The organism is Jejuibacter sp. L23, from assembly GCF_050815825.1.
Classification (GTDB): Bacteria; Pseudomonadota; Gammaproteobacteria; order Enterobacterales; family Enterobacteriaceae; genus Jejubacter; species Jejubacter calystegiae.
Genome location: NZ_CP138199.1, coordinates 1,909,744 through 1,936,672 on the forward strand (window position 1 = coordinate 1,909,744; position 26,929 = coordinate 1,936,672).

The 26,929-nt window shown below is 57.3% G+C and carries 19 protein-coding genes and 1 pseudogene; 10 read left to right on the forward strand and 10 right to left on the reverse strand.

Going from position 1 to position 26,929, the window contains the following annotated elements; genetic code table 11:
* The first annotated feature begins 28 nt into the window (after positions 1–28).
* Positions 29–924, forward strand: a pseudogene (locus SCU88_RS08790) (phosphotransferase).
* Here the strand turns inward: SCU88_RS08790 and elyC are convergent.
* A complete protein-coding gene (gene elyC / locus SCU88_RS08795) occupies positions 904–1,680 on the reverse strand; it encodes an envelope biogenesis factor ElyC (RefSeq protein ID WP_175339969.1) in 777 nt (258 codons plus the stop codon). The pseudogene SCU88_RS08790 and the gene elyC sit on opposite strands and share 21 nt — an antisense overlap.
* 134 nt (positions 1,681–1,814) lie before the next feature.
* Between elyC and cmoM the strand changes: the two genes are divergently transcribed.
* From cmoM to SCU88_RS08830, 7 genes are all read left to right on the forward strand, one after another.
* Positions 1,815–2,594 carry a tRNA uridine 5-oxyacetic acid(34) methyltransferase CmoM gene (gene cmoM / locus SCU88_RS08800; RefSeq protein ID WP_138096650.1) on the forward strand — a complete coding sequence of 260 codons (780 nt, stop codon included), beginning with the start codon at positions 1,815–1,817 and terminating at the stop codon, positions 2,592–2,594.
* A 3-nt stretch (positions 2,595–2,597) separates the two neighbouring features.
* The gene (mukF, locus tag SCU88_RS08805; protein WP_138096652.1) at positions 2,598–3,920 is read left to right on the forward strand and encodes a chromosome partition protein MukF; all 1,323 of its coding nucleotides are present in this window, start codon (positions 2,598–2,600) and stop codon (positions 3,918–3,920) included.
* Positions 3,901–4,614, forward strand: coding sequence for a chromosome partition protein MukE (mukE, locus tag SCU88_RS08810; protein WP_138096654.1), 714 nt, complete (start codon positions 3,901–3,903; stop codon positions 4,612–4,614). Before mukF ends, mukE begins: the two co-directional genes overlap by 20 nt.
* Positions 4,607–9,097 (forward strand): chromosome partition protein MukB, encoded by a 4,491-nt coding sequence (mukB, locus tag SCU88_RS08815; RefSeq protein ID WP_175339970.1) that lies wholly within the window; start codon positions 4,607–4,609, stop codon positions 9,095–9,097. Before mukE ends, mukB begins: the two co-directional genes overlap by 8 nt.
* 178 nt (positions 9,098–9,275) lie before the next feature.
* Positions 9,276–11,036: a L,D-transpeptidase gene (ldtD, locus tag SCU88_RS08820; protein WP_175339769.1), complete on the forward strand. Its 1,761-nt coding sequence runs from the start codon at positions 9,276–9,278 to the stop codon at positions 11,034–11,036.
* Positions 11,037–11,226: 190 nt separating this feature from the next.
* A complete protein-coding gene (locus tag SCU88_RS08825; protein ID WP_138096665.1) occupies positions 11,227–11,775 on the forward strand; it encodes a YcbK family protein in 549 nt (182 codons plus the stop codon).
* 38 nt (positions 11,776–11,813) lie between these two features.
* Entirely contained in the window at positions 11,814–12,452 is a 639-nt protein-coding gene (locus SCU88_RS08830; protein ID WP_175339770.1) for an MBL fold metallo-hydrolase, read from the forward strand.
* A gap of 91 nt (positions 12,453–12,543) precedes the next feature.
* On the opposite strand, the gene SCU88_RS08835 is transcribed toward SCU88_RS08830, so the two are convergent.
* From SCU88_RS08835 to pncB, 4 genes are all read right to left on the reverse strand, one after another.
* Positions 12,544–13,734 carry an aromatic amino acid transaminase gene (locus SCU88_RS08835; RefSeq protein WP_175339771.1) on the reverse strand — a complete coding sequence of 397 codons (1,191 nt, stop codon included), beginning with the start codon at positions 13,732–13,734 and terminating at the stop codon, positions 12,544–12,546.
* Positions 13,735–13,933: 199 nt separating this feature from the next.
* On the reverse strand, positions 13,934–15,022 hold the full coding sequence (locus SCU88_RS08840; RefSeq protein ID WP_431810114.1) for a porin: 1,089 nt from the start codon (positions 15,020–15,022) through the stop codon (positions 13,934–13,936).
* Between the two features lie 613 nt (positions 15,023–15,635).
* Complete coding sequence (gene asnS / locus SCU88_RS08845) at positions 15,636–17,036, reverse strand: asparagine--tRNA ligase (protein WP_138096673.1); 1,401 nt, start codon at positions 17,034–17,036, stop codon at positions 15,636–15,638.
* Between the two features lie 158 nt (positions 17,037–17,194).
* Positions 17,195–18,397: a nicotinate phosphoribosyltransferase gene (pncB, locus tag SCU88_RS08850; protein ID WP_175339772.1), complete on the reverse strand. Its 1,203-nt coding sequence runs from the start codon at positions 18,395–18,397 to the stop codon at positions 17,195–17,197.
* Between the two features lie 268 nt (positions 18,398–18,665).
* On the opposite strand from pncB, the gene pepN reads away from it, so the two are divergent.
* On the forward strand, positions 18,666–21,275 hold the full coding sequence (gene pepN / locus SCU88_RS08855) for an aminopeptidase N (protein ID WP_175339773.1): 2,610 nt from the start codon (positions 18,666–18,668) through the stop codon (positions 21,273–21,275).
* A gap of 37 nt (positions 21,276–21,312) precedes the next feature.
* Here the strand turns inward: pepN and ssuB are convergent, their stop codons facing one another.
* From ssuB to ssuE, 5 genes are read right to left on the reverse strand one after another with little or no spacing between them, the layout of a single operon-like run.
* On the reverse strand, positions 21,313–22,092 hold the full coding sequence (ssuB, locus tag SCU88_RS08860) for an aliphatic sulfonates ABC transporter ATP-binding protein (RefSeq protein WP_175339774.1): 780 nt from the start codon (positions 22,090–22,092) through the stop codon (positions 21,313–21,315).
* Positions 22,089–22,874: an aliphatic sulfonate ABC transporter permease SsuC gene (gene ssuC, locus SCU88_RS08865; RefSeq protein WP_431810115.1), complete on the reverse strand. Its 786-nt coding sequence runs from the start codon at positions 22,872–22,874 to the stop codon at positions 22,089–22,091. Before ssuC ends, ssuB begins: the two co-directional genes overlap by 4 nt.
* 12 nt (positions 22,875–22,886) lie before the next feature.
* On the reverse strand, positions 22,887–24,032 hold the full coding sequence (gene ssuD / locus SCU88_RS08870) for an FMNH2-dependent alkanesulfonate monooxygenase (protein ID WP_175339776.1): 1,146 nt from the start codon (positions 24,030–24,032) through the stop codon (positions 22,887–22,889).
* Positions 24,032–24,994: an aliphatic sulfonate ABC transporter substrate-binding protein gene (locus tag SCU88_RS08875; RefSeq protein WP_175339777.1), complete on the reverse strand. Its 963-nt coding sequence runs from the start codon at positions 24,992–24,994 to the stop codon at positions 24,032–24,034. Before SCU88_RS08875 ends, ssuD begins: the two co-directional genes overlap by 1 nt.
* Complete coding sequence (ssuE, locus tag SCU88_RS08880; protein WP_175339778.1) at positions 24,987–25,535, reverse strand: NADPH-dependent FMN reductase; 549 nt, start codon at positions 25,533–25,535, stop codon at positions 24,987–24,989. Before ssuE ends, SCU88_RS08875 begins: the two co-directional genes overlap by 8 nt.
* 225 nt (positions 25,536–25,760) lie before the next feature.
* On the opposite strand from ssuE, the gene pyrD reads away from it, so the two are divergent.
* Positions 25,761–26,771 (forward strand): quinone-dependent dihydroorotate dehydrogenase, encoded by a 1,011-nt coding sequence (gene pyrD, locus SCU88_RS08885; protein ID WP_175339779.1) that lies wholly within the window; start codon positions 25,761–25,763, stop codon positions 26,769–26,771.
* The last annotated feature ends 158 nt before the right edge of the window (positions 26,772–26,929 follow it).

The following is a 26,929-nucleotide window of genomic DNA, read 5'->3' on the forward strand; positions in this document are numbered from 1 at the left end:
ACCAGGTATTTCCGGAGGTATCCAGGTCATGGAACGTTTGCGCAGGGAACTGAGTCATTTACTGGGAGAGACGCTAAGCCGTCTGGAGTGCGTCAGCGAAGCGCCGGATTCGGTGCTCTGGGCGCTCTACGACAGTCAGGGTAATCCGTTGCCGCTGCTGGCGAAATGTTTTAGCTCTCCGGGACTGGCCGCCCGGTGCGGCCTGAAAATGTCGCAGCTGGCGCGCCATGGCAGCCTGCGCCTGCCGGTGGTCTACGGCATTATGACCCATGACGATCGCGTCGGTCAGGAGCTGTTACTGATGGAGCGGTTGCGGGGCGTATCGGTGGAGGCGCCTGCCCGCACTCCCGAGCGCTGGACACACCTGAAAGATCAAATCGTTGAAGCGCTCCTGAGCTGGCACCGGGTGGACAGCGGCGGTTATGTGGGGGATATCGACAGTATTCAGCACAACAGCTGGTCCAGGTGGTATCGACAGCGGATTGAGGTGCTATGGAGCACCCTGGGCCAGTTCACCAATACCGGGCTGTCGATGCAGGATATGCGTACTCTGTGGCGTGCCAGGGCGTCGCTGGAATTATTGCTCGATGACGCTGACGATGTAGCGGTGATGGTGCACGGCAATCTGACCCTACGCAGTTTTCTTAAGGATGCCCGCACAGTGACCAACTGATTGCCGCAATCAATCCCGGCGTGACGCTGTGGGCGCCCAGAGAGTATGAACTGTTCCGGCTGTGGGAATCGGGCATGCCGGAAAGCCTGCTCTGGCACTACCTGAAGCGGGCGCCGGTAGCAGAATCCTTCCTGTGGCGGCGCTGGCTCTATCTGCTGTGGAGCGAGGTGGCGTGTCTGGTGACCAATGGCCATATGAATCGCCCCGCCTTTGATCGCGCCGCCAAAGAGTTACTCCCCTGGTTGAGCTGAACGGCCTTTTAGCCACTGCCAGAGGCGGCCCAGGGTTTCATAGCCCACGCGATCGCTATGCATGAGCCACAGGGGGGAGGGCATCACTTTCTCCCAGGTCTGCAGCGGCGAGGTAATCGCCAGTTGATTGGCCGGGGCGGCAATAGGGTGCAGCCCCTGGCGCTGGAAGAAGATCATCGCTCTGGGCAGGTGCGAAGCAGAGCTCACCAGCAGGAAGGGTTTATCCCCCAGCAGTTGAGCCACTGCGGCGGCTTCTTCTTCGGTATCCCTGGGGCTGTCCAGCGTGATAATCGCACTACGCGGCACGCCGAGGCTTTCCGCCACCCTGGCGCCAGCCTCGGCGGTGGTAACCGGATTAGTCGGGGCAGAATAGCCGGTAAAGATCATCCGCGATCCCGGATTCGCCAGCCACAGTCGAACACCTTCAGCCACCCGCGGCAGGCTATTGTTGATGAGATTGGAGCTGGGCGCCCATTCCGGGTTCCAGGTGTAACCGCCGCCCAATACCACAATATCCTCGACGGGCGGTCCGCCGCGCCAGGTAGGGTAGCGCGATTCAATTGGTTTCAGCAGTCTGTCGGCCACCGGCTGCAGGCTCAGCAGTAGCAGTGCCAGCCAGCTCAGAGTCAGCAGGGTACGCCCGGTTTTCTGCCAGCGGCTGAACCACACCAGCACAATAGCGATGCCCATCAGCAACATCAGAAAAGGGAGCGGCAGCAGCAGGCCGCCGAGGTATTTTTTGAGTTCAAAAAGCAGCAAATCCGGTTCCTTTTTTGACCATATAGCGGTTAAAACCCCGTGATCATACATCATAAGGGTTCATTATCCGCCCGGGTATGACAAAATAGCGCCTTTGCCCGATGGGGGCTTTAGAGCGGGGATCTGTTGCGATGAGCGATCGCAATTTTGATGACATGGCTGAAAAATTTGCCCGCAATATATACGGCACCACCAAAGGCCAGCTGCGTCAGGCTATTCTGTGGCAGGATCTTGAGCCGCTGCTGGCGACGCTGCCTGCCCGACCGTTACGCATTCTCGATGCCGGTGGCGGAGCCGGGCAGATGGCCTGTCGGCTGGCGGCGCTGGGGCATCAGGTGACGCTGTGCGATCTTTCTGCGGAAATGGTGGCGCGCGCCCGGCAGGCGGCGGAGCAGAAAGGTGTGAGCGGGAACATGCATTTCATACATTGTTCTGCTCAGGAGGTGGTGCATTATTTGGAAAGCCCCGTCGATCTGATATTGTTTCACGCGGTGCTGGAGTGGGTTTCGGATCCCCGGTCGATGCTGGACATCCTGTGGTCTTGTCTGAAACCAGGCGGAGCCCTGTCGCTGATGTTTTATAATGCGAACGGCCTGCTGCTGCATAATATGGTGGCCGGTAATTTCGCTTACGTACAGCAGGGCATGGCCAAACGTAAAAAACGCACCCTGTCGCCGGACAATCCGCTGCGGCCGGAGCAAGTCTATGACTGGCTGGAGCAGATTGGCTGGCTTATTACCGGTAAGACCGGTGTGCGGGTGTTTCACGATTATCTGCGGGAAAAGCAGCAGCAACGCGAATGTTTTGAGCAACTTCTGGCGCTGGAGACCGCATACTGCCGCCAGGAGCCCTGGATAAGTCTGGGGCGTTACATTCATGTAACAGCACAAAAGCCGGAAAATCAGGGATAAACTATGAGTGATTTTTCCCAGACAGTACCAGAACTGGTTGCCTGGGCCAGAAAAAATGATTTCTCCATCTCGCTGCCTGGCGACAGGCTGGCTTTTTTGCTGGCGATCGCCACGCTGAACGGCGAGCGGCTGGATGGGGAACTGAGTGAAGGGGAGTTGGTTGACGCCTTTCGCCATGTTAGTGACGCGTATGGACAGAGCGGCGAGACCATCGCCCAGCGCGCCAATAATGCGATCAATGATATGGTGCGCCAGCGCCTGCTTAACCGCTTTACCAGTGAACTGACGGAAGGGAATGCCATTTACCGCCTCACGCCGCTGGGCATCGGTATTACCGACTACTATATCCGCCAGCGCGAGTTTTCGACGCTGCGCCTTTCCATGCAGCTTTCTGTCGTGGCGGGCGAACTGAAAGGGGCGGCGGACGCCGCCGTGGAAGGGGGCGACGAGTTCCACTGGCACCGCAATGTCTTTGCGCCGCTGAAATATTCGGTGGCGGAGATTTTCGACAGTATCGACCTGACCCAGCGGGTGATGGACGAACAGCAGCAGCAGGTGAAAGACGATATCGCTCAGTTGCTGAATAAAGACTGGCGCGCGGCGATTAGCAGCTGTGAGCTTCTACTGTCGGAAACCTCCGGCACCCTGCGCGAATTGCAGGACACTCTGGAAGCGGCGGGCGACAAGCTGCAGGCAAATCTGCTGCAGGTTCAGGAGGCCATTATAGGCCGTGAGGATCTGCACTTCGTTAGTCGGCTGGTCTATGAGCTGCAAAGTAAGCTCGATCGTATCGTCAGCTGGGGTCAGCAGGCGATGGATCTGTGGATCGGTTACGACCGCCACGTGCATAAATTTATCCGTACCGCAATCGATATGGATAAGAACCGGGTGTTCGCCCAGCGTCTGCGCCTGTCGGTACAGAACTACTTCGACGCGCCATGGGCGCTGACCCATGCTTCGGCCGATCGTCTGCTCGATATGCGCGACGAAGAGATGGCGCTGCGCGACGAAGAGGTCACCGGTGAACTGCCGGTAGATCTGGAGTTCGAAGAGTTTAACGAGATTCGCGAACAGCTGGCCGGCATGATCGAAGAGGCTTTAAAAGTCTACAAAGAGCAGGACGTGCCGCTGGATCTCAGCGTTGTGATGCGTGAGTATCTGGCGCAATATCCGCGCGCCCGTCATTTCGATGTGGCGCGTATTGTCGTCGACCAGGCCGTGCGTCTGGGCGTGGCAGGGGCAGATTTCCTCGGTATGCCAGCTCCGTGGCAGCCGATTAATGATTACGGAGCCAGGGTACAGGCGCATGTCATCGATAAATATTGAACAACTAATGCCAGTTAAACTGGCGCAGGCGCTGGCGAATCCACTGTTTCCGGCTCTCGACAGCCAGTTGCGATCTGGCCGTCATATCGGGTTGGATGAGCTGGATAACCACGCCTTTTTAATGGATTTCCAGGAACAACTGGAAGAGTTCTATGCCCGCTACAACGTGGAGCTTATCCGCGCGCCGGAGGGCTTTTTCTATCTGCGTCCGCGTTCTACTACGCTGATTCCGCGTTCGGTGCTTTCCGAACTGGATATGCTGGTGGGTAAGATCCTTTGTTATCTCTATCTCAGCCCGGAACGCCTGGCGAACGAAGGAATTTTTACTCAGCAGGAACTCTATGATGAACTGCTGGCGCTGGCCGATGAGAGCAAGCTGCTGAAACTGGTGAATAATCGCTCTACCGGTTCGGATCTCGACAGGCAGAAGCTGCAGGAAAAAATGCGCGCTTCGCTGAACCGGCTGCGGCGCCTTGGCATGGTCTGGTTTACCGGTCACGACAGCAGCAAGTTCCGGATTATGGAGTCGGTGTTTCGGTTTGGCGCCGATGTGCGTACCGGAGATGACCCGCGCGAGGCGCAGCTGCGCATTATTCGGGATGGCGAGGCGATGCCCGTTGAGTCCCATCTGCAGCTGAATGATGACGACAGTGATGAGGCTTCCCAGGATAACGTCGAGGATGACAATGATTGAACGCGGTAAATTTCGTTCGCTGACGCTGATTAACTGGAATGGTTTCTTCGCGCGTACTTTCGATCTGGATGAACTGGTCACCACCCTGTCCGGAGGAAACGGCGCCGGTAAATCTACCACCATGGCGGCCTTTGTCACGGCGTTGATTCCCGATCTGACGCTGCTGCACTTCCGTAACACCACCGAAGCCGGGGCGACTTCCGGCTCGCGCGATAAAGGGCTGCACGGTAAGCTGCGCGCCGGCGTCTGTTATTCGGTGCTGGATGTGGTCAACTCGCGTCATCAGCGTGTGGTGGTTGGGGTGCGTCTGCAGCAGATCGCCGGTCGTGACCGCAAAGTGGATATCAAACCCTTCGCCATTCAGGGTCTGCCGACGGCGATTCAGCCGACCCAGTTGCTGACCGAAACCCTGAACGATCGCCAGGCTCGGGTGCTGACGCTCCAGGAGCTGCGCGACAAAATGGAAGCGATGGAGGGAGTGCAGTTCAAGCAGTTTAACTCCATCACCGACTACCACTCGCTGATGTTCGATCTTGGCGTCGTGGCGCGTCGTCTGCGTTCGGCTTCCGATCGTAGTAAGTACTACAAACTGATCGAAGCTTCGCTGTACGGTGGTATTTCCAGCGCTATTACCCGCTCCCTGCGCGACTACCTGCTGCCGGAAAACGGCGGCGTGCGTAAGGCGTTCCAGGATATGGAAGCGGCGCTGCGCGAAAACCGCATGACCCTTGAGGCCATCCGCGTTACCCAGTCGGATCGCGATCTGTTTAAGCACCTGATTTCCGAAGCGACCAACTACGTGGCGGCGGATTATATGCGCCACGCCAACGAGCGGCGCATCCATCTGGATCAGGCGCTGGATCTACGGCGTGAGCTCTATACCGGGCGCCAGCAACTGGCCACCGAACAGTATAAGCACGTAGAGATGGCGCGCGAACTGGCGGAACACGCCGGGGCCGAAGGCGATCTGGAAACTGATTATCAGGCGGCCAGCGATCACCTGAACCTGGTGCAGACCGCGCTACGTCAGCAGGAAAAAATCGAACGCTATGAAGGGGATCTGGAAGAGCTACAGGTTCGCCTTGAAGAGCAGAGTGAGATTGTCGCTGAATCTCAGGAGATGCAGGAAGAAAACGAGGCCCGCGCCGAAGCGGCGGAGCTGGAAGTGGACGAGCTGAAGAGCCAGCTCGCCGATTACCAGCAGGCCCTCGACGTGCAGCAGACCCGTGCGATCCAGTACCAGCAGGCGCTACAGGCGCTGGAACGCGCCCGGGAGCTGTGCCACCTGCCGGATCTGGCGCCTGAAAGCGCTGCCGAATGGCAGGAAACTTTCCAGGCGCGCGAGCAGGAGGCTACCGAAAAGCTGCTCGATCTCGATCAGAAGATGAGCGTTTCCCAGACCGCCCACAGCCAGTTCGAGCAGGCTTTTAAGCTGGTCGAGGCCATTCATGGCCCGGTCAGCCGTGGCGATGCCTGGTCTGTGGCGCGCGATCTGCTGCGCGAGGCCTCTGAACAGCGCTATCAGGCGGAGCAGGCCCAGGGGCTGCGGATGCGTTTGAGCGAACTGGAGCAGCGCCTGCGCGAACAGCAGGAGGCGGAACGTCTGCTGGCGGAATTCTGCAAACGTCAGGGACGCCAGTATCAGCCTGATGAGCTGGAGATGCTGCAGCAGGAGCTGGAAGCGCGCATCGCCGATCTGCAGGACAGCGTCAGCGAGGCCAGCGAACAGCGCATGAACCTGCGCCAGGAGCTGGAGCAGCTACAGGGGCGAATTCGTCTGTTGACCCAGCGTGCGCCAGTCTGGCTGGCGGCCCGTAACAGCCTGAGCCAGATTAGCGAGCAGAGCGGTGAAGAGTTCGCCAGCGGTTCGGAAGTGACAGAGTATCTCCAGCAACTGCTGGAGCGTGAGCGCGAAGCCACCGTGGAGCGCGACGAAGTCGGCGCCCGTAAAAACGCCGTCGATGAAGAGATCGAACGCCTGAGCCAGCCTGGCGGTGCCGATGACGGCCGCCTGAGCGTGTTGGCGGAGCGTTTCGGCGGAGTGCTGCTGTCAGAAATCTACGATGATGTCAGCCTTGAAGACGCGCCGTACTTCTCGGCGCTGTACGGCCCGTCGCGCCACGCTATCGTGGTGCCGGATCTCTCGCTGATTCGCGAACAGCTCGACGCGCTGGAAGACTGCCCGGAAGATCTCTATCTGATCGAAGGGGATCCGCAGTCCTTTGATGATAGCGTCTTCGGTGCGGAAGAGCTGGAAGGGGCGGTGGTCGTTAAAGTGGCGGATCGCCAGTGGCGTTATTCCCGCTTCCCGGAAGTGCCGCTATTTGGTCGCGCTGCACGCGAAAACCGGATTGAAAAACTGCATGCCGAACGCGAAACTCTGGCTGAGCGCTATGCCACACTGGCGTTCGACGTTCAGAAAACCCAGCGTCTGCATCAGGCCTTCAGCCGCTTTATTGGTCAGCACCTGTCGGTGGCGTTTGAAGACGATCCCGAAGCGGAAATCCGTCAGCTCAATAGCCGTAAAACCGACATTGAGCGGGCGCTGAACAACCACGAAAGCGACAACCAGCAGCAGCGGGCCCAGTACGAACTGGCGAAAGAGGGCGTGGCGGCGCTTAACCGCCTGCTGCCGCGCCAGAGTCTGTTGGAAGATGAAACCCTGGCCGATCGCTGCGACGAAATTCAGGAGCGTCTGGACGAAGCGCAGGAAGCCACGCGCTTTATTCAGCAGCACGGCAACCAACTGATTCGCCTGGAGCAGGTGGCATCGGTTCTGCAAAACGACCCTGAGCAGTTCGAACAACTGAAACAAGATTATGAATATGCCCAGCAGGTACAGCGTGAAGCCCGTCAGCAGGCCTTTGCTCTGACCGAAGTGGTGCAGCGTCGTGCTCACTTCAGCTACAGCGACTCTGCGGAGATGCTGAGCGGTAATAGCGATTTGAACGAGAAGCTGCGCCGTCGTCTGGAGCAGGCGGAAAGCGAGCGAACTCGTGCCCGCGAAGCGCTGCGCAGCCACGCCGCGCAGCTTAGTCAGTACCATCAATTGCTGGCCTCGCTGAAAAGTTCGTTCGATACCAAACGCGAACTGCTGGCCGATCTCTACCGTGAGCTGAAAGATATTGGCGTGCGCGCCGATGCTGGTGCAGAAGAGCGCGCCAGGGCGCGTCGCGATGAGCTGCATACTGCGCTCAGTAACAACCGTGCCCGCCGCAACCAACTGGAAAAACAGCTGACGTATTGCGAAGCGGAAATGGAAAACCTGAACCGCCGCCTGAAGCGCCAGGAGCGTGATTATCGCGAGAGGCGCGAGCAGGTGGTGAGCTCCAAGGCGGGCTGGTGCGCGGTAATGCGTATGGTGAAGGAAAACGGCGTCGAGAAGCGTCTGCATCGCCGCGAGCTGGCTTATCAGTCCGGCGACGATCTGCGTTCCATGTCGGATAAGGCGCTCGGTGCCCTGCGTCAGGCGGTGGCGGATAACGAACATCTGCGCGACGTACTGCGCATGTCGGAAGATCCGAAGCGGCCGGAGCGTAAGATTCAGTTCTTCGTGGCGGTCTACCAGCATCTGCGCGAGCGTATTCGTCAGGATATTATTCGCACCGACGATCCGGTCGAGGCCATCGAACAGATGGAGATCGAACTGGGTCGCCTGACGGAAGAGCTGACTTCCCGCGAGCAGAAACTGGCCATCAGCTCACGTAGCGTGGCGAATATTATTCGCAAAACCATCCAGCGCGAGCAGAACCGTATTCGTATGCTCAACCAGGGGCTACAGAGCGTCTCCTTTGGCCAGGTGAACAGCGTGCGGCTCAACGTTAACGTGCGTGAGGCCCATGCGACCCTGCTGGAGGTGCTGTCTGCTGAGCATGAACAGCATCAGGATCTGTTTAACAGCAGCCGTCTGAGCTTCTCTGAAGCCCTGGCGAAGCTGTACCAGCGCCTGAATCCGCAGATTGATATGGGCAACCGTACAGCGCAAACCATCGGTGAAGAGCTGCTGGATTACCGCAACTATCTGGAGATGGAAGTGGAAGTCAACAGGGGCTCGGACGGCTGGCTGCGTGCCGAGAGTGGCGCGCTCTCTACCGGTGAGGCTATCGGTACCGGTATGTCGATTCTGGTGATGGTGGTGCAGTCCTGGGAGGAAGAGTCTCGTCGTCTGCGCGGCAAGGATATCTCGCCGTGCCGTCTGCTGTTCCTTGATGAAGCGGCGCGTCTTGATGCCCGCTCCATCAACACCCTGTTCGAACTGTGTGAACGTCTGGAGATGCAGTTGGTGATCGCGGCGCCGGAGAACATCAGCCCCGAGAAAGGGACTACCTATAAACTGGTGCGTAAGGTGGTTCAGAACATCGAACACGTCCACGTGGTGGGGCTACGCGGATTTGCTGCGACATTGCCTGAAACGCTACCGCGCAGCGAGCCAGTGGTCGCGGAACCCGACGAGGATGATGAGCCGGATGCGGATGCTTCCTGACGGTGACTGACAAAGAGGCCCCTCCGGTGAGGGGCCTCTTCTTTTTCTTCCATTGACTTTGTGGTTTCGTGTCTTTAAATTTCTTTACATTCGGCGCTGCAAAGCCATTTTTCTCTTTATATACTGAGAGTAAGAGCCTGTCATTTTGACGCAAAGGCGATGAATTAGGGGGCAAGGGATGTTGCTTATGAATTTTTGGGGCCGCCAGCGACTGGCTGCTGCCGTGGCGCTGGGCCTGGGACTGATGCCGCTGACCAGCACCCTGGCCGATGAGCCTGCCGTGGTACCGGCTGATGGTACTGAAACGACCCTGGAACACCCCGGGCTGATGCAAACCGCGCCCGCATCGCCGGCGATGGCGATGCTGTACGGCAGCCAGCCGGGCAATGACGGTACCACGGCAGCCGATAGCCGCGCGCGGCTGCAGTCTGTACTGCCGTCCGGCTATACGCCGGTCTATTCCGACGCTCTGGCGCAGCTTTATGTGGCACGCGACATGAAGCCCATGTGGGGTAACGCTCAGGCGGTTCGTGCCTTTGAACAACAGCTGGCGGAAATCGCTATTGCAGGCGTTCATCCTCGCTTCAGCAACTGGGTTGAAACACTGACCGATCCTGCTGTTCAGGGAATGGCGCGCGATGTCGTGCTTTCCGATGCGCTGTTGGGGTATCTGCACTTTATCGCGTCGATGCCGACACAGGGTAATCGCTGGTTATACAGCGAGAGCGCCTGGAAGATGGCGCTGCCGCCGCTGTCAGTGATCAACCAGTGGCAGTTGGCCGTCGATAACGACCGTCTGGCCCCCTTCGTGGAAGGGCTGGCGCCGCAGCACCCCTGGTATCGCGAGATGCATCAATCGCTGCGCCAGCTGCTACAGGATAAACGTCCGTGGCCGCAGTTGAACGCTAGCAGAACGCTGCGTCCCGGCGAGTGGAGCCGCGACGTTCCGGCGCTGCGCCAGATTCTACGCAACACCGGTATGCTGGACGACGACGGCGCGGTCAGTACATCGCAGGAGACTTCCGGTGCGAATCAGCCCTACGATAGTCAACTGGTGGCGGCAGTAAAACGCTTTCAGACCTGGCAGGGGCTGGGGCCTGACGGCGTCATCGGGCCGTCGACGCGTTACTGGCTTAACGTGACGCCGCAGCAGCGCGCCGCACTGCTGGCGCTTAATATTCAGCGTCTGCGCCTGCTGCCGGGCGAGACTCGTACCGGTATTCTGGTTAATATTCCCGACTACTCGCTGGTTTACTACCTGGACGGCAATCTGACCCTGGCTTCCCGGGTGATCGTCGGGCGACCCGACCGCAAGACGCCGATGATGAGCAGTGCGCTGAATAACGTCGTGGTGAATCCACCGTGGAACGTGCCGATGAGCATGGCGCGCAAGGATATTCTGCCAAAGGTCTGGCGCGATCCGGGCTATCTCGATCGCCATAACTACAAGGTGCTGAGAGGCTGGAATAGTAACGCTGCGATTAATCCCTGGCAGGTGGACTGGGCGACCATTACCCCATCGAATCTTCCGTTCCGCTTCCAGCAGGCGCCTGGTCCCCATAATTCGCTGGGACGCTATAAATTCAATATGCCGAGTTCGGATGCCATCTATCTGCACGATACGCCAAACCATGCGCTGTTTAACAAGAGCGAGCGGGCGTTGAGTTCGGGATGCGTCAGGGTCAATAAGGCCTCTGAACTGGCAGGAATGCTGCTGCAGGATGCCGGCTGGAATTCGTCGCGCGTCTCTTCCGCGCTTCAGGAGGGGAATACCCGCTATGTCAACATTCGCCAGCGAATTCCGGTAAATCTGTACTATCTGACCGCATTTGTCGATAACGACGGACGGACCGCATTTCGAACAGATATTTACAATTACGATCTCACCGCGCGATCGGGCGCACAAATCCTGGCAAAAGCGCAAAAACTCATCCAGTAAATGCAGTAATTCTAATAAATTAACTGTCGTAAATTTGTGTCATTCGCGGGCTGGAATCGCTACAGAGCCCGCAGGACACGGGCTGGCGCGATCTTGACGTCTTGTGATTTGGCGGTTAAGGTGCGCCTGAGTGCGCTAGAAGTGCATATTTATTGTTCCATTTTTATTTTTACCTGTAGACCCGGATATCATGGATAAATTCGACGCTAACCGCCGCAAATTGCTGGCGTTGGGGGGGGCTGCCCTGGGTGTAGCCATCTTGCCGACCTCTGCATTTGCCACACTCTCTACGCCGCGTCCGCGCATCCTGACCATGAACAATCTCCATACCGGAGAGACGATCAAAGCCGAATTTTTTGACGGCAGACACTATATCCAGGATGAGCTGAGTCGCTTAAACCACTTCTTCCGCGATTTTCGCGCCAACAAGATTAAGATCATCGACCCCGGTCTGTTTGACCAGCTATACCGCCTTCAGGGGCTGCTGGGAACCAGTAAACCGGTGCAGCTTATCTCCGGTTACCGCTCGCCGGCGACCAACAATCACTTGCGCGCCCGCAGTTCGGGCGTGGCGAAACACAGCTACCATACCAAAGGCCAGGCGATGGATTTCCACATCGAAGGTCTTTCGTTAAGCAATGTCCGCAAAGCCGCGTTATCTATGCGCGCAGGTGGTGTAGGATACTACCCACGTAGCAACTTTGTGCATATTGATACCGGGCCGGTAAGGCACTGGTAATTAACGAAAGGCCCGGTGACGGGCGCAATGGGAGCGGTATGAACTATCACATTATTCCGGTAACGGCGTTCTCTCAGAACTGTTCGCTGATTTGGTGCCCTGAAACCCGACTGGCGGCGCTGGTGGATCCCGGCGGCGATGCGGAGCTTATCAGGGAAGAGGTCAGTGCTCAGGCGGTGACGGTCACTCAGATCCTGCTGACTCACGGCCATCTGGACCACGTGGGCGCGGCAGCAGAGCTGGCGGCGCACTATGAGGTGCCGATTATCGGTCCTCAGAAAGAGGACGAGTTCTGGCTTCAGGGGTTACCACAGCAAAGCCGGATGTTCGGTCTGGAAGAGTGCCAACCGCTGACGCCTGACCGCTGGCTGGAAGAGGGCGATACTGTCACCGTGGGTAAGGTCACGCTTCAGATTCTGCACTGCCCCGGGCATACACCCGGCCATATCGTCTTTTTTGATGCGGTCTCACGACTGTTGATCTCCGGTGATGTGATCTTTAAAGGGGGCGTCGGGCGTAGCGACTTCCCGCGTGGCGATCACAACCAGCTGATTGCTTCTATTCAGAACAAACTGCTGCCGTTGGGGGATGAGATTACCTTTATTCCAGGTCACGGCCCGCTCTCAACGCTCGGTGAAGAGCGACTGCATAATCCGTTTTTACAGGGCGTCAGCTAAACGCCGCGTAGCGCTGTTCTCGACGAAATTATCCCGCCGTATATAAAGAACGCCCTGACCGTAATGGTCAGGGCGTTTTCATTGCGAGGGACTACAGCACCGCGACGATGGCTTCACACAGCGGCGCCATGTTATCGGGGGTCATGCCCGCAACGTTAACGCGTCCCGAGGCGACGGCATAGATGGCGAACTCTTCACGCAGGCGCAGTACCTGATCTTTGGTCAGGCCGCTGAAAGAGAACATGCCATTCTGGCGAGTGATAAAGCTGAAGTCGCGACTGGCGCCTTTTTCCTGCAGTGTGTTAACGAACAGCTGGCGCATACGCTGAATGCGCTGGCGCATATCGGTCAGCTCCTGCTCCCAGATAGCGCGCAGCGCGTCGTTGCTGAGGATGGTTGCTACAACGGATGCGCCATGAGCCGGCGGGTTAGAGTAGTTGGCGCGAATGCAGGATTTCATCTGACTGAAGGCGCGGTCTGCCTGGTCGCTGTCTGCTGCGACCAGGGTGCAGGCGCCGACGCGCTCGTTATAGAGGCCAAAGTTTTTGGAATAGGAGCTGGCGACAATCAGTTCCTGATGCAGATCGGCAAAGGCGCGCAGACCTTCGGCATCCTCTTCCAGGCCGCGGGCAAAGCCCTGGTAGGCAAAGTCGAACAGCGGTAGCCAGCCTTTTTCCTTCGCGAGTTTTGCCAGCTGCTGCCACTGCTCCAGAGTGGGATCGATACCGGTCGGGTTGTGGCAGCAGCCGTGGAACAGCACCACGTCGCCTTGCTCTGCGCGCTGCAGGCTGCTCAGCAGGCCGTTAAAATCCAGGGTATGGTTTTCCGCGTCATAGTATGCGTATTCGCACACTTCCAGGCCTGCGGAGCTGAAGACCCCTTTGTGGTTCGGCCAACTGGGGTTGCTGACCCACACGCGCTTAACGCTGGTGTTTTTCGCCAGGAAATCGGCGGCGACGCGCAGAGCGCCGGTCCCACCCGGGGTCTGGGCGGTGCGGGCGCGTTTGGCGTCGATAATCGCGCTTCCCTTACCAAACAGCAGCTCCTGGGTGCAGCGTCCAAATTCCGGGATGCCATCAATCCCCAGGTAGTTTTTGGTGGTTTCATTCTCCAGCAGGTACTGTTCTGCTTTCTTCACGCTGGTCAGAATGGGTGTCTTACCTGTTTCGTCCTTATAGACCCCAATACCGAGGTTAATTTTGTTCGGGCGATCGTCGGCACGAAAGAGATCGGCCAGTCCAAGAATGGGATCGGCTGGGGCTGCGGTTATGTTTTCAAACATGACGAGGTTCCATTGGTATCAGAAGGGAGTTCGTTTATCAGGTTAACGGCTGATCAACAAAATGCCAACCGTTAGCAGGAAAAAGAGCGGCGGACATCAAACTCTGTGGAAACGGAGTCAGCTCATAAAAAAACAGGGCCGAAGCCCTGTTTAAAATGAGGTGGTTACTACTGTTATTGGTTTTATATTCGATCCGTTATCAGAACTGGTAAGCAACGCCCATCATGTACTGATTGTCGGTACCGACAAAGCTGCCGTACGTACGGGTGAAGTCGTTGTCATCCAGCAGGTTGATACGGTAGTCACCGTATACGCTGAAGTTCTTGTTGAAGTAGTAGGAAGCGCCTACGGTCACGTATTCAGCCAGATCGGCATCGCTGTAGCCGTTGGCACCAACCGGCAGATCCTTACCTTTGCTCTTCACGTAAGAGACGGACGGACGCAGACCGAAGTCGAACTGGTACTGAGCGATCAGCTCGTAGTTCTGGGTTTTGTTGATGAAGGTGCTATTGGCGCCTTCAGACAGGTAGTTCATGTTACGGGTTTCGGAATAGATGGCCGCCAGGTAGATATTGTTGGCGTCATACTTCAGGCCGGTCGCCCAGGATTCTGCGTTGTCGCCCAGGCCGTCGGCAGACTGTCTGGTAGAGCGATCAGATTTGCTGTAGGCGCCGATAATACCGAAACCTTCGTAGTCATAGCCCAGGGAGAAGCCGAAGCCGTCACCGTTCTGGTTTTTGATGTTATCGTGCTCGTTTTTGCCCTGGTACTGAATACCGAAGTGCAGGCCGTCAACCAGACCAAAGAAGTTGTTGTTACGGTAGGTCAGTACGCCAACGGTACGGTTGGTCATGTAGGTGTCGGTGCTGCCTGCCCAGGTTTCGCCAGAGAAGGACGGAGACATATCGGTCCAGGCTTCTACGTCATAGACGATACCGTAGTTACGACCATAGTCCAGAGAGCCGTAGTCGCCGACCCGCAGACCGGCATAGGCCAGACGCGTTTTGTTGGTCTGCTCGCCTTCCGGCTCGTTGGCGTACATACGGTATTCCCACTGACCGTAACCGGTCAGCATATCGTTGATCTGCGTTTCCCCTTTAAAACCCAACTGAGCATAGGTGCCGTCTTTGCTGTCATTGCTGGAATTGTTGGTCCAGCTATGCTCGGCGGCGACTTTACCGTACAGATCCAGCTTGTTGCCGTCTTTATTATAGATTTCTGCTGCGTTAGCCGCACCAGCTGCCAGCAGGGCAGGGATAACCACTGCCAGGAGATTGCGCTTCATCATTATTTATTACCCTCATTGGTGTTTTTATGGACACCTGCCACTGCCGTCAATAATTCCTTACAGAACTACTGCTGAGAGATTTGGTGTCTTTCTGTGTCTGGAAGGCATATTTCCATCAGGGGTACCGTTTCGCTAGTTTGAATATGCTACTAATATCAATAAAGGGTATCAATTAGATACTGTGTGTAACAAAATATGTATTTTTGGGAACTTTGTGAAGCGTTTCAAATTTCTGATATAACAATGGTATACAGCCCGCTTTTATCTTTTATGTGATTGAATTTTATTTATTTTTTTGTTTTCCGTGTCAGCTTTGAGAGTTATCTGTCAGATATGACTTTGTCAGTCTGAGTAATTTCTTAATCTAACCTTTCTGTTGCGTTTTAAGCTATGTGTGCTACTCAATTGTTGCCTTTAATGGCGCATTTATTGAGTGTATGTGGATAATATGTTTATGACAGGTGAAACATTTAGTAACGCATGAAAGCATTTTGTTGACTTGAAAGTTGAGGGATGTTGTGCGCAATTAGACCGGTTGGTTAGTGGTGCAGAAAAGCGTTGGTCAATAAAAAGGCCGGCATAAGCCGGCCTGAAATCGCCTCTGAGGGGATAATCAGAAGTTTGCGTTGCGTGGCGTACGGGGGAAGGGGATCACGTCGCGTACGTTCTGAACGCCGGTTACATAGGCGATCAGACGCTCAAAGCCCAGGCCGAAGCCGGAGTGCGGCACGGTGCCGTAACGGCGCAGGTCGCGATACCACCAGTAGTCCTCTTTATTGAGGTCCATTTCCGCCATACGGGCGTCCAGCACATCAAGACGCTCTTCACGCTGAGAGCCGCCGATGATTTCCCCAATGCCCGGCGCCAGTACGTCCATTGCGGCCACGGTTTTACCGTCGTCATTCATGCGCATGTAGAACGCCTTAATATCTTTCGGGTAGTTCTTCACCACTACCGGTGCCTTAAAGTGCTTTTCGGCCAGATAGCGTTCATGCTCAGAAGCCAGATCCACCCCCCAGTAAACCGGGTTTTCGAACTTCTCGCCGCATTTTTCCAGAATCGCGACGGCGTCGGTGTAGTCCACCTGGGCGAAGTCGGCAGCGACAAAACGCTCCAGACGTTCGATCGCTTCTTTGTCCACGCGCTGAGCGAAGAACTCCATATCGTCGCGGCGTTCTTTCAGCACGGCGTTAAAGACGTACTTCAGCATGGCTTCTGCCAGCGCAGCCGCATCGTCCAGGCTGGCGAAAGCGACTTCCGGCTCCAGCATCCAGAACTCGGCCAGGTGGCGGCTGGTGTTGGAGTTTTCGGCGCGGAACGTGGGGCCAAAGGTATAGATTTTCGACAGCGCGCAGGCGTAGGTTTCGCCGTTCAACTGGCCAGACACCGTCAGGAAGGCCTCTTTGCCAAAGAAATCCTGGTCGTAGTCGACTTTCCCCTGGTCGTTACGCGGCAGGTTTTCCATATCCAGCGTTGAAACGCGGAACATTTCACCAGCGCCTTCGGTATCGGAAGCGGTGATAAGCGGGGTGGAAACCCAAAAGAAGCCCTGCTCGTCAAAAAAGCGATGCAGCGCCTGGGCCAGAGTGTGGCGCACGCGGGCTACGGCGCCAATCAGGTTGGTGCGCGGGCGCAGATGCGCCACTTCACGGAGATATTCAATGCTGTGGCGCTTGGCAGCCATGGGATAGCTGTCGGGATCTTCCACCCAACCGACAACTTCTACGTGGTTTGCCTGCAGCTCGAAGCTCTGGCCCTGGCCCGGAGAAGCCACCACGGTACCGGTTACAATCACGGAACAGCCAGTGGTCAGGCGCAGCACTTCACTTTCGTAATTCGGCAGAGAATGATTTATGACGGCCTGTACAGGATCAAAGCAGGAACCGTCATAAACGGCGAGGAAGGAGATACCAGCTTTTGAATCTCGACGTGTCCGTACCCATCCGCGCACGGTGACTTCACTGTCAACGGCGACGCGGCCCTGGAGTACGTCGGCTACAGGCACAACGCTCATAGTTTTCTCTCTAATTTGGTGGTCAATAACAATGGGTTTTCGCCCCAGCTACAGGGGGCCATCTATGTTACCTGTTGGAGATTGCCAGACAAGCAGAAATCGCTGTGGGGGCGATAAAATCGAGAGGAAGCAGGGGCGGGAGCCCCTGCGTTACAGCTTTAGCTGGCTTTACGCACCCGCGGAAGGTCGAAGGCTTTGCGCAACGCGCGTACAAATGCTTTATCTTCGCAGATGGTTTTTCCGGGGCTGTCGGAAAGTTTAGCGACCGGCTTACCGTTACACTCCACCAGCTTAATCACGATATTCAGCGGTTTGACGCCAGGAATATCGCAGGTCAGGCGAGTGCCGATACCGAAGCCCAGTTGAACCCGGGAAGCAAAATGGCGATACAGCCCGACGGCTTTCTCAAGGTCGAGATTATCGGAGAAGATCAGCGTTTTGCTCATCGGGTCGATGCCCAGTTTTTCGTAGTGGGCAATCGCTTTTTCGCCCCACTGGACTGGATCGCCGGAGTCGTGACGCAGCCCCTGGTACTGGGTGGCGAACTCATGGCCGAAATCGCGCAGGAAGGCATCCATGGTGATACAGTCGGTCAGGGCAATCCCCAGACGGTCAGGATATTCGTCCAGCCAGGCCTGTAGCGCTGCGCGCTGGCTGTTCGCCAGGTCGGGGCTTATCTGCTGGTGCGCCTGGAACCACTCATGGGCCTGAGTGCCCATCGGCGTTAGCTGCAGGCGGCGAGCCAGATCGTAGTTGCTGGTGCCGATAAACCACGGCTCCTGCTGCAACCGTTCGACGATGGCCTGCTGCACCTCACGGGAAAAGCGGCGACGAGTGCCGAAGTCCATCAGCCGGAACTGGTTCATATCCAGGGATTCGGTCAGTTGCGAGAAGTCGCGCAGTTTATTTTCCAGGTGGTCAAGCGCCATGGAAACGGTGATCTCCGGCGAGCGGTAGCGGTGCACCACTTCGCTTATCACCGCCAGCAGCGGCACTTCCCACATGATGACTTCACGCCAGGGGCCCTGAAGGCGAATATCCAGCTTGCCATTCTGGTTGTGGATCTCTACCTGTCTCGGGTCATAGCGAAAATCGCGCAGCCACGCCAGATAGTCGTCCTTAAAGAAGGGCAGACCGGAAAGCCAGTTGAACTCGTCATCCGTCAGTGCGAGGTGCTGCATGGCGTCGACCTGCTCGCGAATGGCATCAGCGTAGATGCCCAGCAAATCGTCACCCCGGCAGCGAAACTCCGCAGCGACATCGACATCATAGTAGTGGTGAAAGACTGCCTGCTGCATATGAAGCTTGTAGGCATCGGTATCCAGCAGCGTTTGCAATATCGGGGAAGCGTATCGTGTCATGGCGCGTAGCGGCATCCTCTCACAGGAAGCGTTTCCATCTATGGCTTTGATCAGATAAAGACGCAGGAGTATACCCTGATTATCGTTTTATTGAACCAGAATCACAACACAACCACCGCATCGGGTCGAGGGCAATTTGTGCCGCGTGTTACGTAAATGATTAAACCGGGGTCGAGCGATGCGCAACTGAGCGATTCACCATGGCAACATCCGCGCAACAGGAATAGACTGAGGCAGGATAACTTACGGACGATGCAAAAGGTTTTTTATGACTCAACAGCTACAAGCCAAATATCGCCATGATTACCAGGCGCCGGAATTTTCGATTACAGATATCGATCTGACCTTCGTTCTGGATACCGAAAAAACCCGGGTTACCGCCGTAAGTCAGGTTCAGCGTCAGGGCAGCCATCGCTCGCCGTTGCGTCTGGATGGTGAAGATCTGACCCTGATTGAACTACAGGTGGATGGTAAAGCCTGGCAGGATTATGCGCTGGAGTCGGGGGCGCTGGTCATCAACAATCTGCCGGACCGCTTTACGCTGACGATAATCAATGAGATTAGCCCGGCATCCAATACCGCGCTGGAAGGACTTTATCAGTCCGGCGAGGCGCTCTGTACTCAGTGCGAGGCTGAAGGTTTCCGCCATATTACCTGGTATCTGGACCGCCCGGACGTTCTGGCGCGCTTTACCACTAAAATTATCGCCGATAAGGCTGCCTATCCCTTCCTGCTGTCCAACGGCAACCGTGTCGATCAGGGGGAGCTGGACGGCGGCCGCCACTGGGTTCAGTGGCAGGATCCCTTCCCCAAACCTTGCTACCTGTTCGCGCTGGTGGCCGGTGATTTCGATGTTCTGAGCGACAGCTTCACCACTCGTTCCGGTCGCGAAGTGGCGCTGGAACTCTACGTTGACCGCGGCAACCTCGATCGTGCCGACTGGGCCATGACCTCACTGAAAAACTCCATGAAGTGGGATGAAACCCGCTTCGGTCTGGAGTATGACCTCGACATCTATATGATCGTGGCAGTGGACTTCTTTAATATGGGCGCCATGGAGAACAAAGGGCTGAACGTCTTTAACTCCAAATACGTGCTGGCCCGGGCGGAAACCGCTACCGATAAGGACTACCTGAACATCGAGCGGGTGATCGGTCACGAATATTTCCATAACTGGACCGGTAACCGCGTGACCTGCCGCGACTGGTTCCAGCTCAGCCTGAAAGAGGGGCTGACGGTATTCCGCGATCAGGAGTTCAGTTCCGATCTGGGTTCACGGGCCGTTAACCGCATCAGCAACGTGCGTACCATGCGAGGCATGCAGTTTGCCGAAGACGCCAGCCCGATGGCGCATCCGATCCGCCCGGAAAAGGTGGTCGAGATGAACAACTTCTATACCCTGACCGTGTACGAGAAAGGGGCGGAAGTGATTCGTATGCTGCACACCCTGCTGGGAGAAGCGAATTTCCAGAAGGGGATGCTGCTTTACTTCGAACGTCATGATGGCAGCGCCGCCACCTGCGACGATTTCGTACAGGCGATGGAGGATGCCTCCAATATCGACCTTTCCCATTTCCGCCGCTGGTACAGCCAGTCCGGTACGCCGGTGGTCACGGTGCATGACGACTATAATCCGGAAACTGAAGAGTACCGGCTGACCATTAAGCAGCATACGCCGCCCACCGCGGACCAGCAGGATAAACAGCCGCTGCATATTCCGTTCGATATCGAACTGTACGATGGGGAAGGGCAGGTAATTGCGCTGCAGCACAACGGTCATCCGGTGCATCACGTACTGAACGTGACCCAGGCGGAACAGACCTTCGTGTTCGACAACGTCTATTTCCAGCCGGTCCCGTCGCTGTTGCGTGAATTTTCGGCCCCGGTGAAGCTGGAATATAAATGGAGCGACAGTCAGCTCACCTTCCTGATGCGCCATGCCCGCAACGATTTTTCACGCTGGGATGCGGCCCAGAGCCTGCTGGCCAATGTGATTAAGCTCAATGTGGCGCGCCATCAGCAGGGTCAGCCGCTCTCCGTTCCGCAGCATATCGCCGATGCCTTCCGCGCTGTGCTATTGGACGAGAAGATCGACCCGGCGCTGGCGGCGGAGATTATGACGCTGCCGTCTCAGAACGAGATGGCGGAGTTGTTCACCACCATCGATCCGGGCGCCATTGCCGCGGTGCACGAGTCCCTGACTCGGGTGCTGGCCAATGAACTGGCAGACGAGCTGCTGGCGGTATACAACGCGATGGCGCTGAAACAGTATCGCGTCGATCACGCTGATATCGGCAAGCGTGCGTTGCGTAACGCCTGCCTGCACTATCTGGCCTTTGGCGAGCCTGAACTGGCGGAAAAACTGGTGACCGCTCAGTATCATGCCGACAATATGACCGATTCGCTGGCGGCATTGTCCGCGGCGGTGGCGGCGCAGCTACCGTGCCGCGATCGCCTGTTGGCGGAATACGACGAGAAGTGGCACAAAGACGGTCTGGTGATGGACAAGTGGTTTATTCTGCAGGCCACCAGTCCGGCGGACGAGGCGCTGAAGCAGGTTCGTGCACTGCTGAACCATCGCAGCTTCTCAATGGGCAACCCTAACCGTATTCGCTCGCTGATCGGCGCCTTCGTTAGCGGCAACCCGGCGGCGTTCCACGCCCAGGATGGTAGCGGTTACCAGTTCCTGGTCGAGATGCTGACCGATCTCAACAGCCGTAATCCCCAGGTGGCGTCACGCCTGATCGAGCCGCTGATCCGCTTTAAACGCTATGACGATAGCCGTCAGGGGTTGATGCGCAGCGCGCTGGAACAGCTACAGGGGCTGGAAAATCTGTCCCGGGATCTCAGTGAGAAGATCGACAAGGCGCTGGCCTGATAGCCATAAAGAAGGGGAGCCGTGTGGCTCCCCTCTTTTACTGACTGGCGCGGCGTCGGGTCGGTTTTTCCTCCTCCTCCTGCCCCCTGGCCATCACCCGATCCAGTACCTGTGCTTCCAGTTCCGCCAGCCGTGGCGAACCGTGGCGGCGCGGGCGCGCGACGTCGACGGTCAGATCCATTCCGATTCTACCCTGTTCTATCAGCAGCACTCTGTCGGCCATGGCCACCGCTTCGCTGACGTCGTGGGTCACCAGCAGTACGGTAAAGCCGTTCTCCAGCCACAGTGTTTCGATAAGCTCCTGCATTTCGATACGGGTGAGGGCATCCAGCGCCCCCAGCGGTTCGTCCAGCAACAGTAGTGCCGGGCGATGAATGAGCGCCCTGGCCAGCGCCACCCGCTGTTTCTGACCACCGGAGAGCGCGGCGGGCCACTCCGCAGCACGGCTCTCCAGCCCTACCGCCGCCAGCGCCTCCCGCGCTGCCGGTCGCCAGTCTCCTTTTAGCCCCAGACCGACGTTATCGATGACCGACTTCCAGGGCAGCAGTCTGGCATCCTGAAACATCAGGCGCGTCTCTTCCCGCGCCGCGCTGAGCGGGCCGTTGCCCGCCAGCAGTTCACCGGCGCTGGCGGATTCCAGACCGGCCAGCAGACGCAGCAGGGTACTCTTGCCGCCGCCGCTGCGGCCCACCACGGCCACGAACTGACCGGCGGGAATGTGCAGATCCAGATCGTTAAGTACCTGATTATCGGCATAGCGTTTGCCAACGCCGTTCAGCAGCAGCGGCAGGCCCTGATTCAGGCGAGCGGTATTCATGGTGCCTCCTGTTTATTAATATACGCCGGATTCCAGCGCAGCCAGACGCGCTCCAGCAGTCGGGCGCTGATATCCGCCAGCTTGCCAAGCAGCGCATAGAGTATGATGGCGACGACTACCACATCGGTTTGCAGAAACTCCCGGGCGTTCATGGCGAGATAACCGATACCGGCGCTGGCGGAGATGGTTTCCGCCACAATCAGCGTTAGCCACATCAGCCCCAGCGCAAAGCGCACGCCCACCATTATCGAGGGCAGGGCGCCCGGCAGAATCACCTGACTGAACAGGCTAAAACCGGAAAGGCCGTAGCTGCGCGCCATCTCCAGCAGACCGCGATCGATATTGCGGATGCCGTGCCAGGTATTGATATAGATGGGGAACATGGTGCCCAGCGCTACCAGGAAGATCTTGGCGGTTTCGTCGATGCCGAACCACAGGATCACCAGCGGAATCAGGGCCAGATGCGGCACGTTGCGCAGCATCTGAATGGAGCTGTCCAGCAGACGTTCGCCGGTACGGGACAGGCCGCTTATCAGACCCAGTACCAGGCCCAACCCGCCGCCGATCGCGAAACCGAACAGCGCCCGCCAGCAGCTGATCGCCAGGCTGTTCCAGAGCTCGCCGCTGACGCACAGCTGCCAGAAGGCGCTGACTACCCCTTCCGGCGAAGGGAAAACGCGGTTGCTGAGCCAGCCGCTGGCGGAGGCTATCTGCCAGGCGAGCAGTAGCGCCAGTGGTAGTACCCAGGGCAGTAGCCCGTTGAACAGGGATTTTTTCTCCATCAGCATGTCTCCTTAGCTTTCGGACGCCCTGGCCGGGACAAAATCGTTAGCGACGGTTTCGCCGAATGGCTGAATCTGCGGCGCCTCACAGGCCTGAGGGCGGGCGATGTCCAGGTGCGGGAACAGCAGCTCGCCGGCGCGGTATGCTTCTTCCAGATGGGGGTAACCGGAGAGAATAAAACTATCGATGCCAAGGTCGGCATACTCCCGAATACGCGCTGCCACGGTGGGACCGTCTCCCACCAGGGCTGTACCGGCACCGCCGCGCACCAGACCGACTCCGGCCCACAGGTTAGGGGATATTTCCAGCCGGTCGCGCTGCCCGCCGTGCAGCGCCGCCATTCGCTGCTGCCCAACGGAGTCGCTGCGGGCAAAGGCGGCCTGGGCCCGGGCGATGGTATCGTCATCCAGCCGGGAGATCAGGCGATCCGCCGCCTGCCAGGCTTCGTCATTGGTTTCACGCACAATCACATGCAGACGGATGCCGAAACGCACCTGGCGACCGTGGGCGGCAGCCTGTTCCCGAACCTGCGCTATTTTTTCCCGCACCTGCCCAGGCGGTTCGCCCCAGGTGAGATAGCAGTCGACCTGTTCCGCCGCCAGCGCCTGTGCCGGAGCCGAAGAGCCGCCGAACCAGAGCGGCGGGCGCGGTTGCTGAAGCGGGGGAAACAGCAGGCGGGCGCCTTTAACCTGCAAATGATGTCCGTCGTAATCGACGCTTTCGCCTTCCAGTACCCGACGCCAGATATGGGTAAACTCATCGGCGGCTTCATAGCGGGCGGCATGATCCAGCCAGACGCCGTCTCCTGCCAGCTCTTCGGGGTCGCCACCGGTGACCAGATTAAACAGCGTCCGACCGCCGGAAAGCCGGTCCAGGGTAGCTGCCTGACGCGCCGCCACCGTCGGGGAAACCACGCCGGGGCGCAGCGCCACCAGAAATTTCAGATGACGGGTGACCGGAACCAGCGAGGCGGCCACCAGCCAGGCATCTTCGCAGGAGCGCCCGGTGGGGATCAGTACGCCGCTAAATCCCTGACGCTCGGCGGCCTGGGCTACCTGTTGCAGATAGCCGTGGTCTACCGGTCTGGCGCCTTCATCGCTGCCGAGGTAGCGACCATCGCCGTGAGTGGGCAGAAACCAGAACATATTCAGACTCATTATTTGTCTCCTTGTGGTGCGGCAGGAAGCCAGATCCGATCGCGAATATCGACCGGTTTCGGGATCAGGCGATTGGCGTAAAACAGGTCCGCGGTCTTTTGCTGACGGGCGGCGGTCGCGGCGTCAACGGCGCGGATAGTCATGACCGGACGATTTTCGAGATAGCGGGCGATCACCGTCTGCGGCAGTCCGATGGTGGAGGAGAGCAGTTCGATGCTCTGCTGGCGCTGGCTGCGGACCAGGTCATCCGCCTGGCTAAAGGTATCGAGCACCTGACGCAGGAAGGGGCCATTGGCGTTGGTCCATGACCGGGTGGCCAGATAGAAGGAGCCGGTCAGATCCAGTCCTTCGCCGTCGGTGAGTACCCGAACGCCTCCATGTAGCGTGGCCGCTGAATAGTAAGGATCCCAGATGGCCCAGGCATCGACATTACCCTGTTGAAAAGCTGCCCGGGCGTCGGCGGGGGTCAGCCAGACTGGCTGAATATCAGAAAAACTCAGCCCGGCTTTCTGCAGGGCGCGCAGTACCAGGTTATGGGAACTGGAGCCTTTCTGTAGCGCCACACGCCGTCCCTTAAGGTCGGCGACCTTTTTGATCGGGCTGTTTTCGGCGACCAGAATCACTTCGGCGCGCGGCTTCGCGGGTTCGGCCCCCACATAGAGCAGATCGGCCCCGGCCGCCTGGGCGAAGATCGGTGGGATATCGCCGGTGCCGCCCAGATCAATGCTGCCGACATTTAACGCCTCCAGTAGCTGAGGACCGGCGGGAAACTCCACCCAGCGGATTTGGGTGTCAGGGTAACGTTGTTCCAGCAGGTGATGGCTCTTTGCCAGCGCCATACCGACGGCGCCTTTTTGATAGCCAATCCGTAGCTGAGTGGGTGCATCCGATGCGACAACAGCGGTGCTCGTCAAGCCCAGCATCAGCAGCAGGGGGACAGCCCTGCGCAACAGCTTATGCATGCGCCACCTCCTGGCGTGGCTGGCTGACCCGCTGGCGGAAAGTCTCCAGCGCATCATCCAGTCGCTGACGCAGCAATGGCTCGAAGATAGCCCGATGTTGATAGTCGCTTATCTGCTCGTCCTGAGCGAAGACGCCGTGCAGAATCTCCTGAGCCTTCAGGGCGTTCAGCACTGGCTTCAGGGCATAGTCCAGCGCCAGCATATGCGCCAGGGTGCCGCCGCTGGCGACCGGAAGCACCACCTTATGCTCCAGCGATCGCTCGGGCAGCAGGTCGAGCAACGTTTTCAGCGCCCCGGAAAACGAGGCTTTATAGACCGGCGTCGCCACGATCAGACCATCTGCTTCCCGGAGTTGCTGAACAAAGGTCTGTAGCGCCGGGCTGTCGAAGCGGGCATATAGCAGATCTTCTGGTGCAAAATTGTGCAGATGCCAGTGGCATACCTCGATGTCCGCCGCGTTAAGCGTCTCCCGGGCGTACTCCAGCATGGCGCCGGAGCGGGAAGGGTAACGGGGACTGCCGGCCAGGGTTATCACTCGCATGCGCTCTCCTTATAACCATTCGTTTGGTTTGTTCGATAATTGATTACGAAATGATATTCTCAGAGCCTGGCGTCGGGATTAAATGCTTTTTTTGCAGCTCGTTTGCCGGTTTATGCATAACAGGATCAGGAGGGCGCGGCTTTTTTGCCGCAGGTCAATTCACATTCGGGCGCGGATGCATAATAATACGGCCCCGGTCTGCCTGACGGGAATCCTGGAGAATTCATGTACTACCCCTTCGTTCGTAAAGCGTTATTTCAGCTCGACCCTGAGCGTGCCCATGAATTGACTTTTCAACAGCTGCGTCGTGTGACGGGAACTCCGCTGGAGTGTCTGGTGCGCCAGAAGGTACCGGCGAAACCGGTCTCCTGCATGGGGCTGACCTTTAAAAACCCGCTGGGCCTGGCCGCCGGACTGGACAAAAACGGCGAGTGCATCGATGCCCTGGGGGCAATGGGATTTGGATCGATCGAGATCGGCACCGTGACGCCGCGTCCACAGCCGGGAAATGACAAACCGCGTCTGTTTCGCCTGGTGGCAGCAGAGGGATTGATCAACCGCATGGGCTTTAATAACCATGGCGTCGATCATCTGGTAGAGAACGTAAAACGCGCCCACTACGATGGCGTTCTGGGTATTAATATCGGCAAAAATAAAGATACGCCGGTAGAGCAGGGTAAGGATGACTATCTGATTTGTATGGAAAAAGTCTATCCCTACGCCGGTTATATCGCGATCAATATCTCTTCGCCGAATACTCCAGGGCTGCGTACCCTTCAGTACGGTGATGCTCTGGACGATCTACTGGCTGCGATTAAAAATAAACAGCAGCAGCTTGCAGAGCAGCACCATAAATATGTTCCAGTGGCAGTAAAGATCGCCCCGGATCTTTCTCATGAAGAATTGATCCAGGTAGCCGATAGTCTTCTGCGCCATAATATCGATGGGGTTATTGCTACCAATACCACATTAGATCGTAGCCTGGTTTCTGGAATGAAATATTGCGAAGAGAGTGGTGGTTTAAGTGGCCGTCCTCTGCAGTTAAAAAGCACCGAAATTATTCGGTTGCTGGCTGCCGAATTAAATGATCGTTTACCGATCGTTGGCGTCGGCGGTATCGACAGTGTGATGGCTGCACGCGAGAAGCTGGCCGCTGGCGCCACCCTTATCCAGGTTTATTCCGGTTTTATTTTCCAGGGGCCGCCGTTAATTAAACAAATTGTTACTCATATCTAACCTTTTCACACCTCATGATAACGCCAGGGCTTTATTTTTAGCCCTGGCTGTTTTATATTCCTGTCAGTTGTTGCTTATTTAGTCATTCTGGTCTTTGCTTAGATCAACAATAAATCGAAACGCGACATCAATAATAGCTATTAGTTGGTTGGATAGAA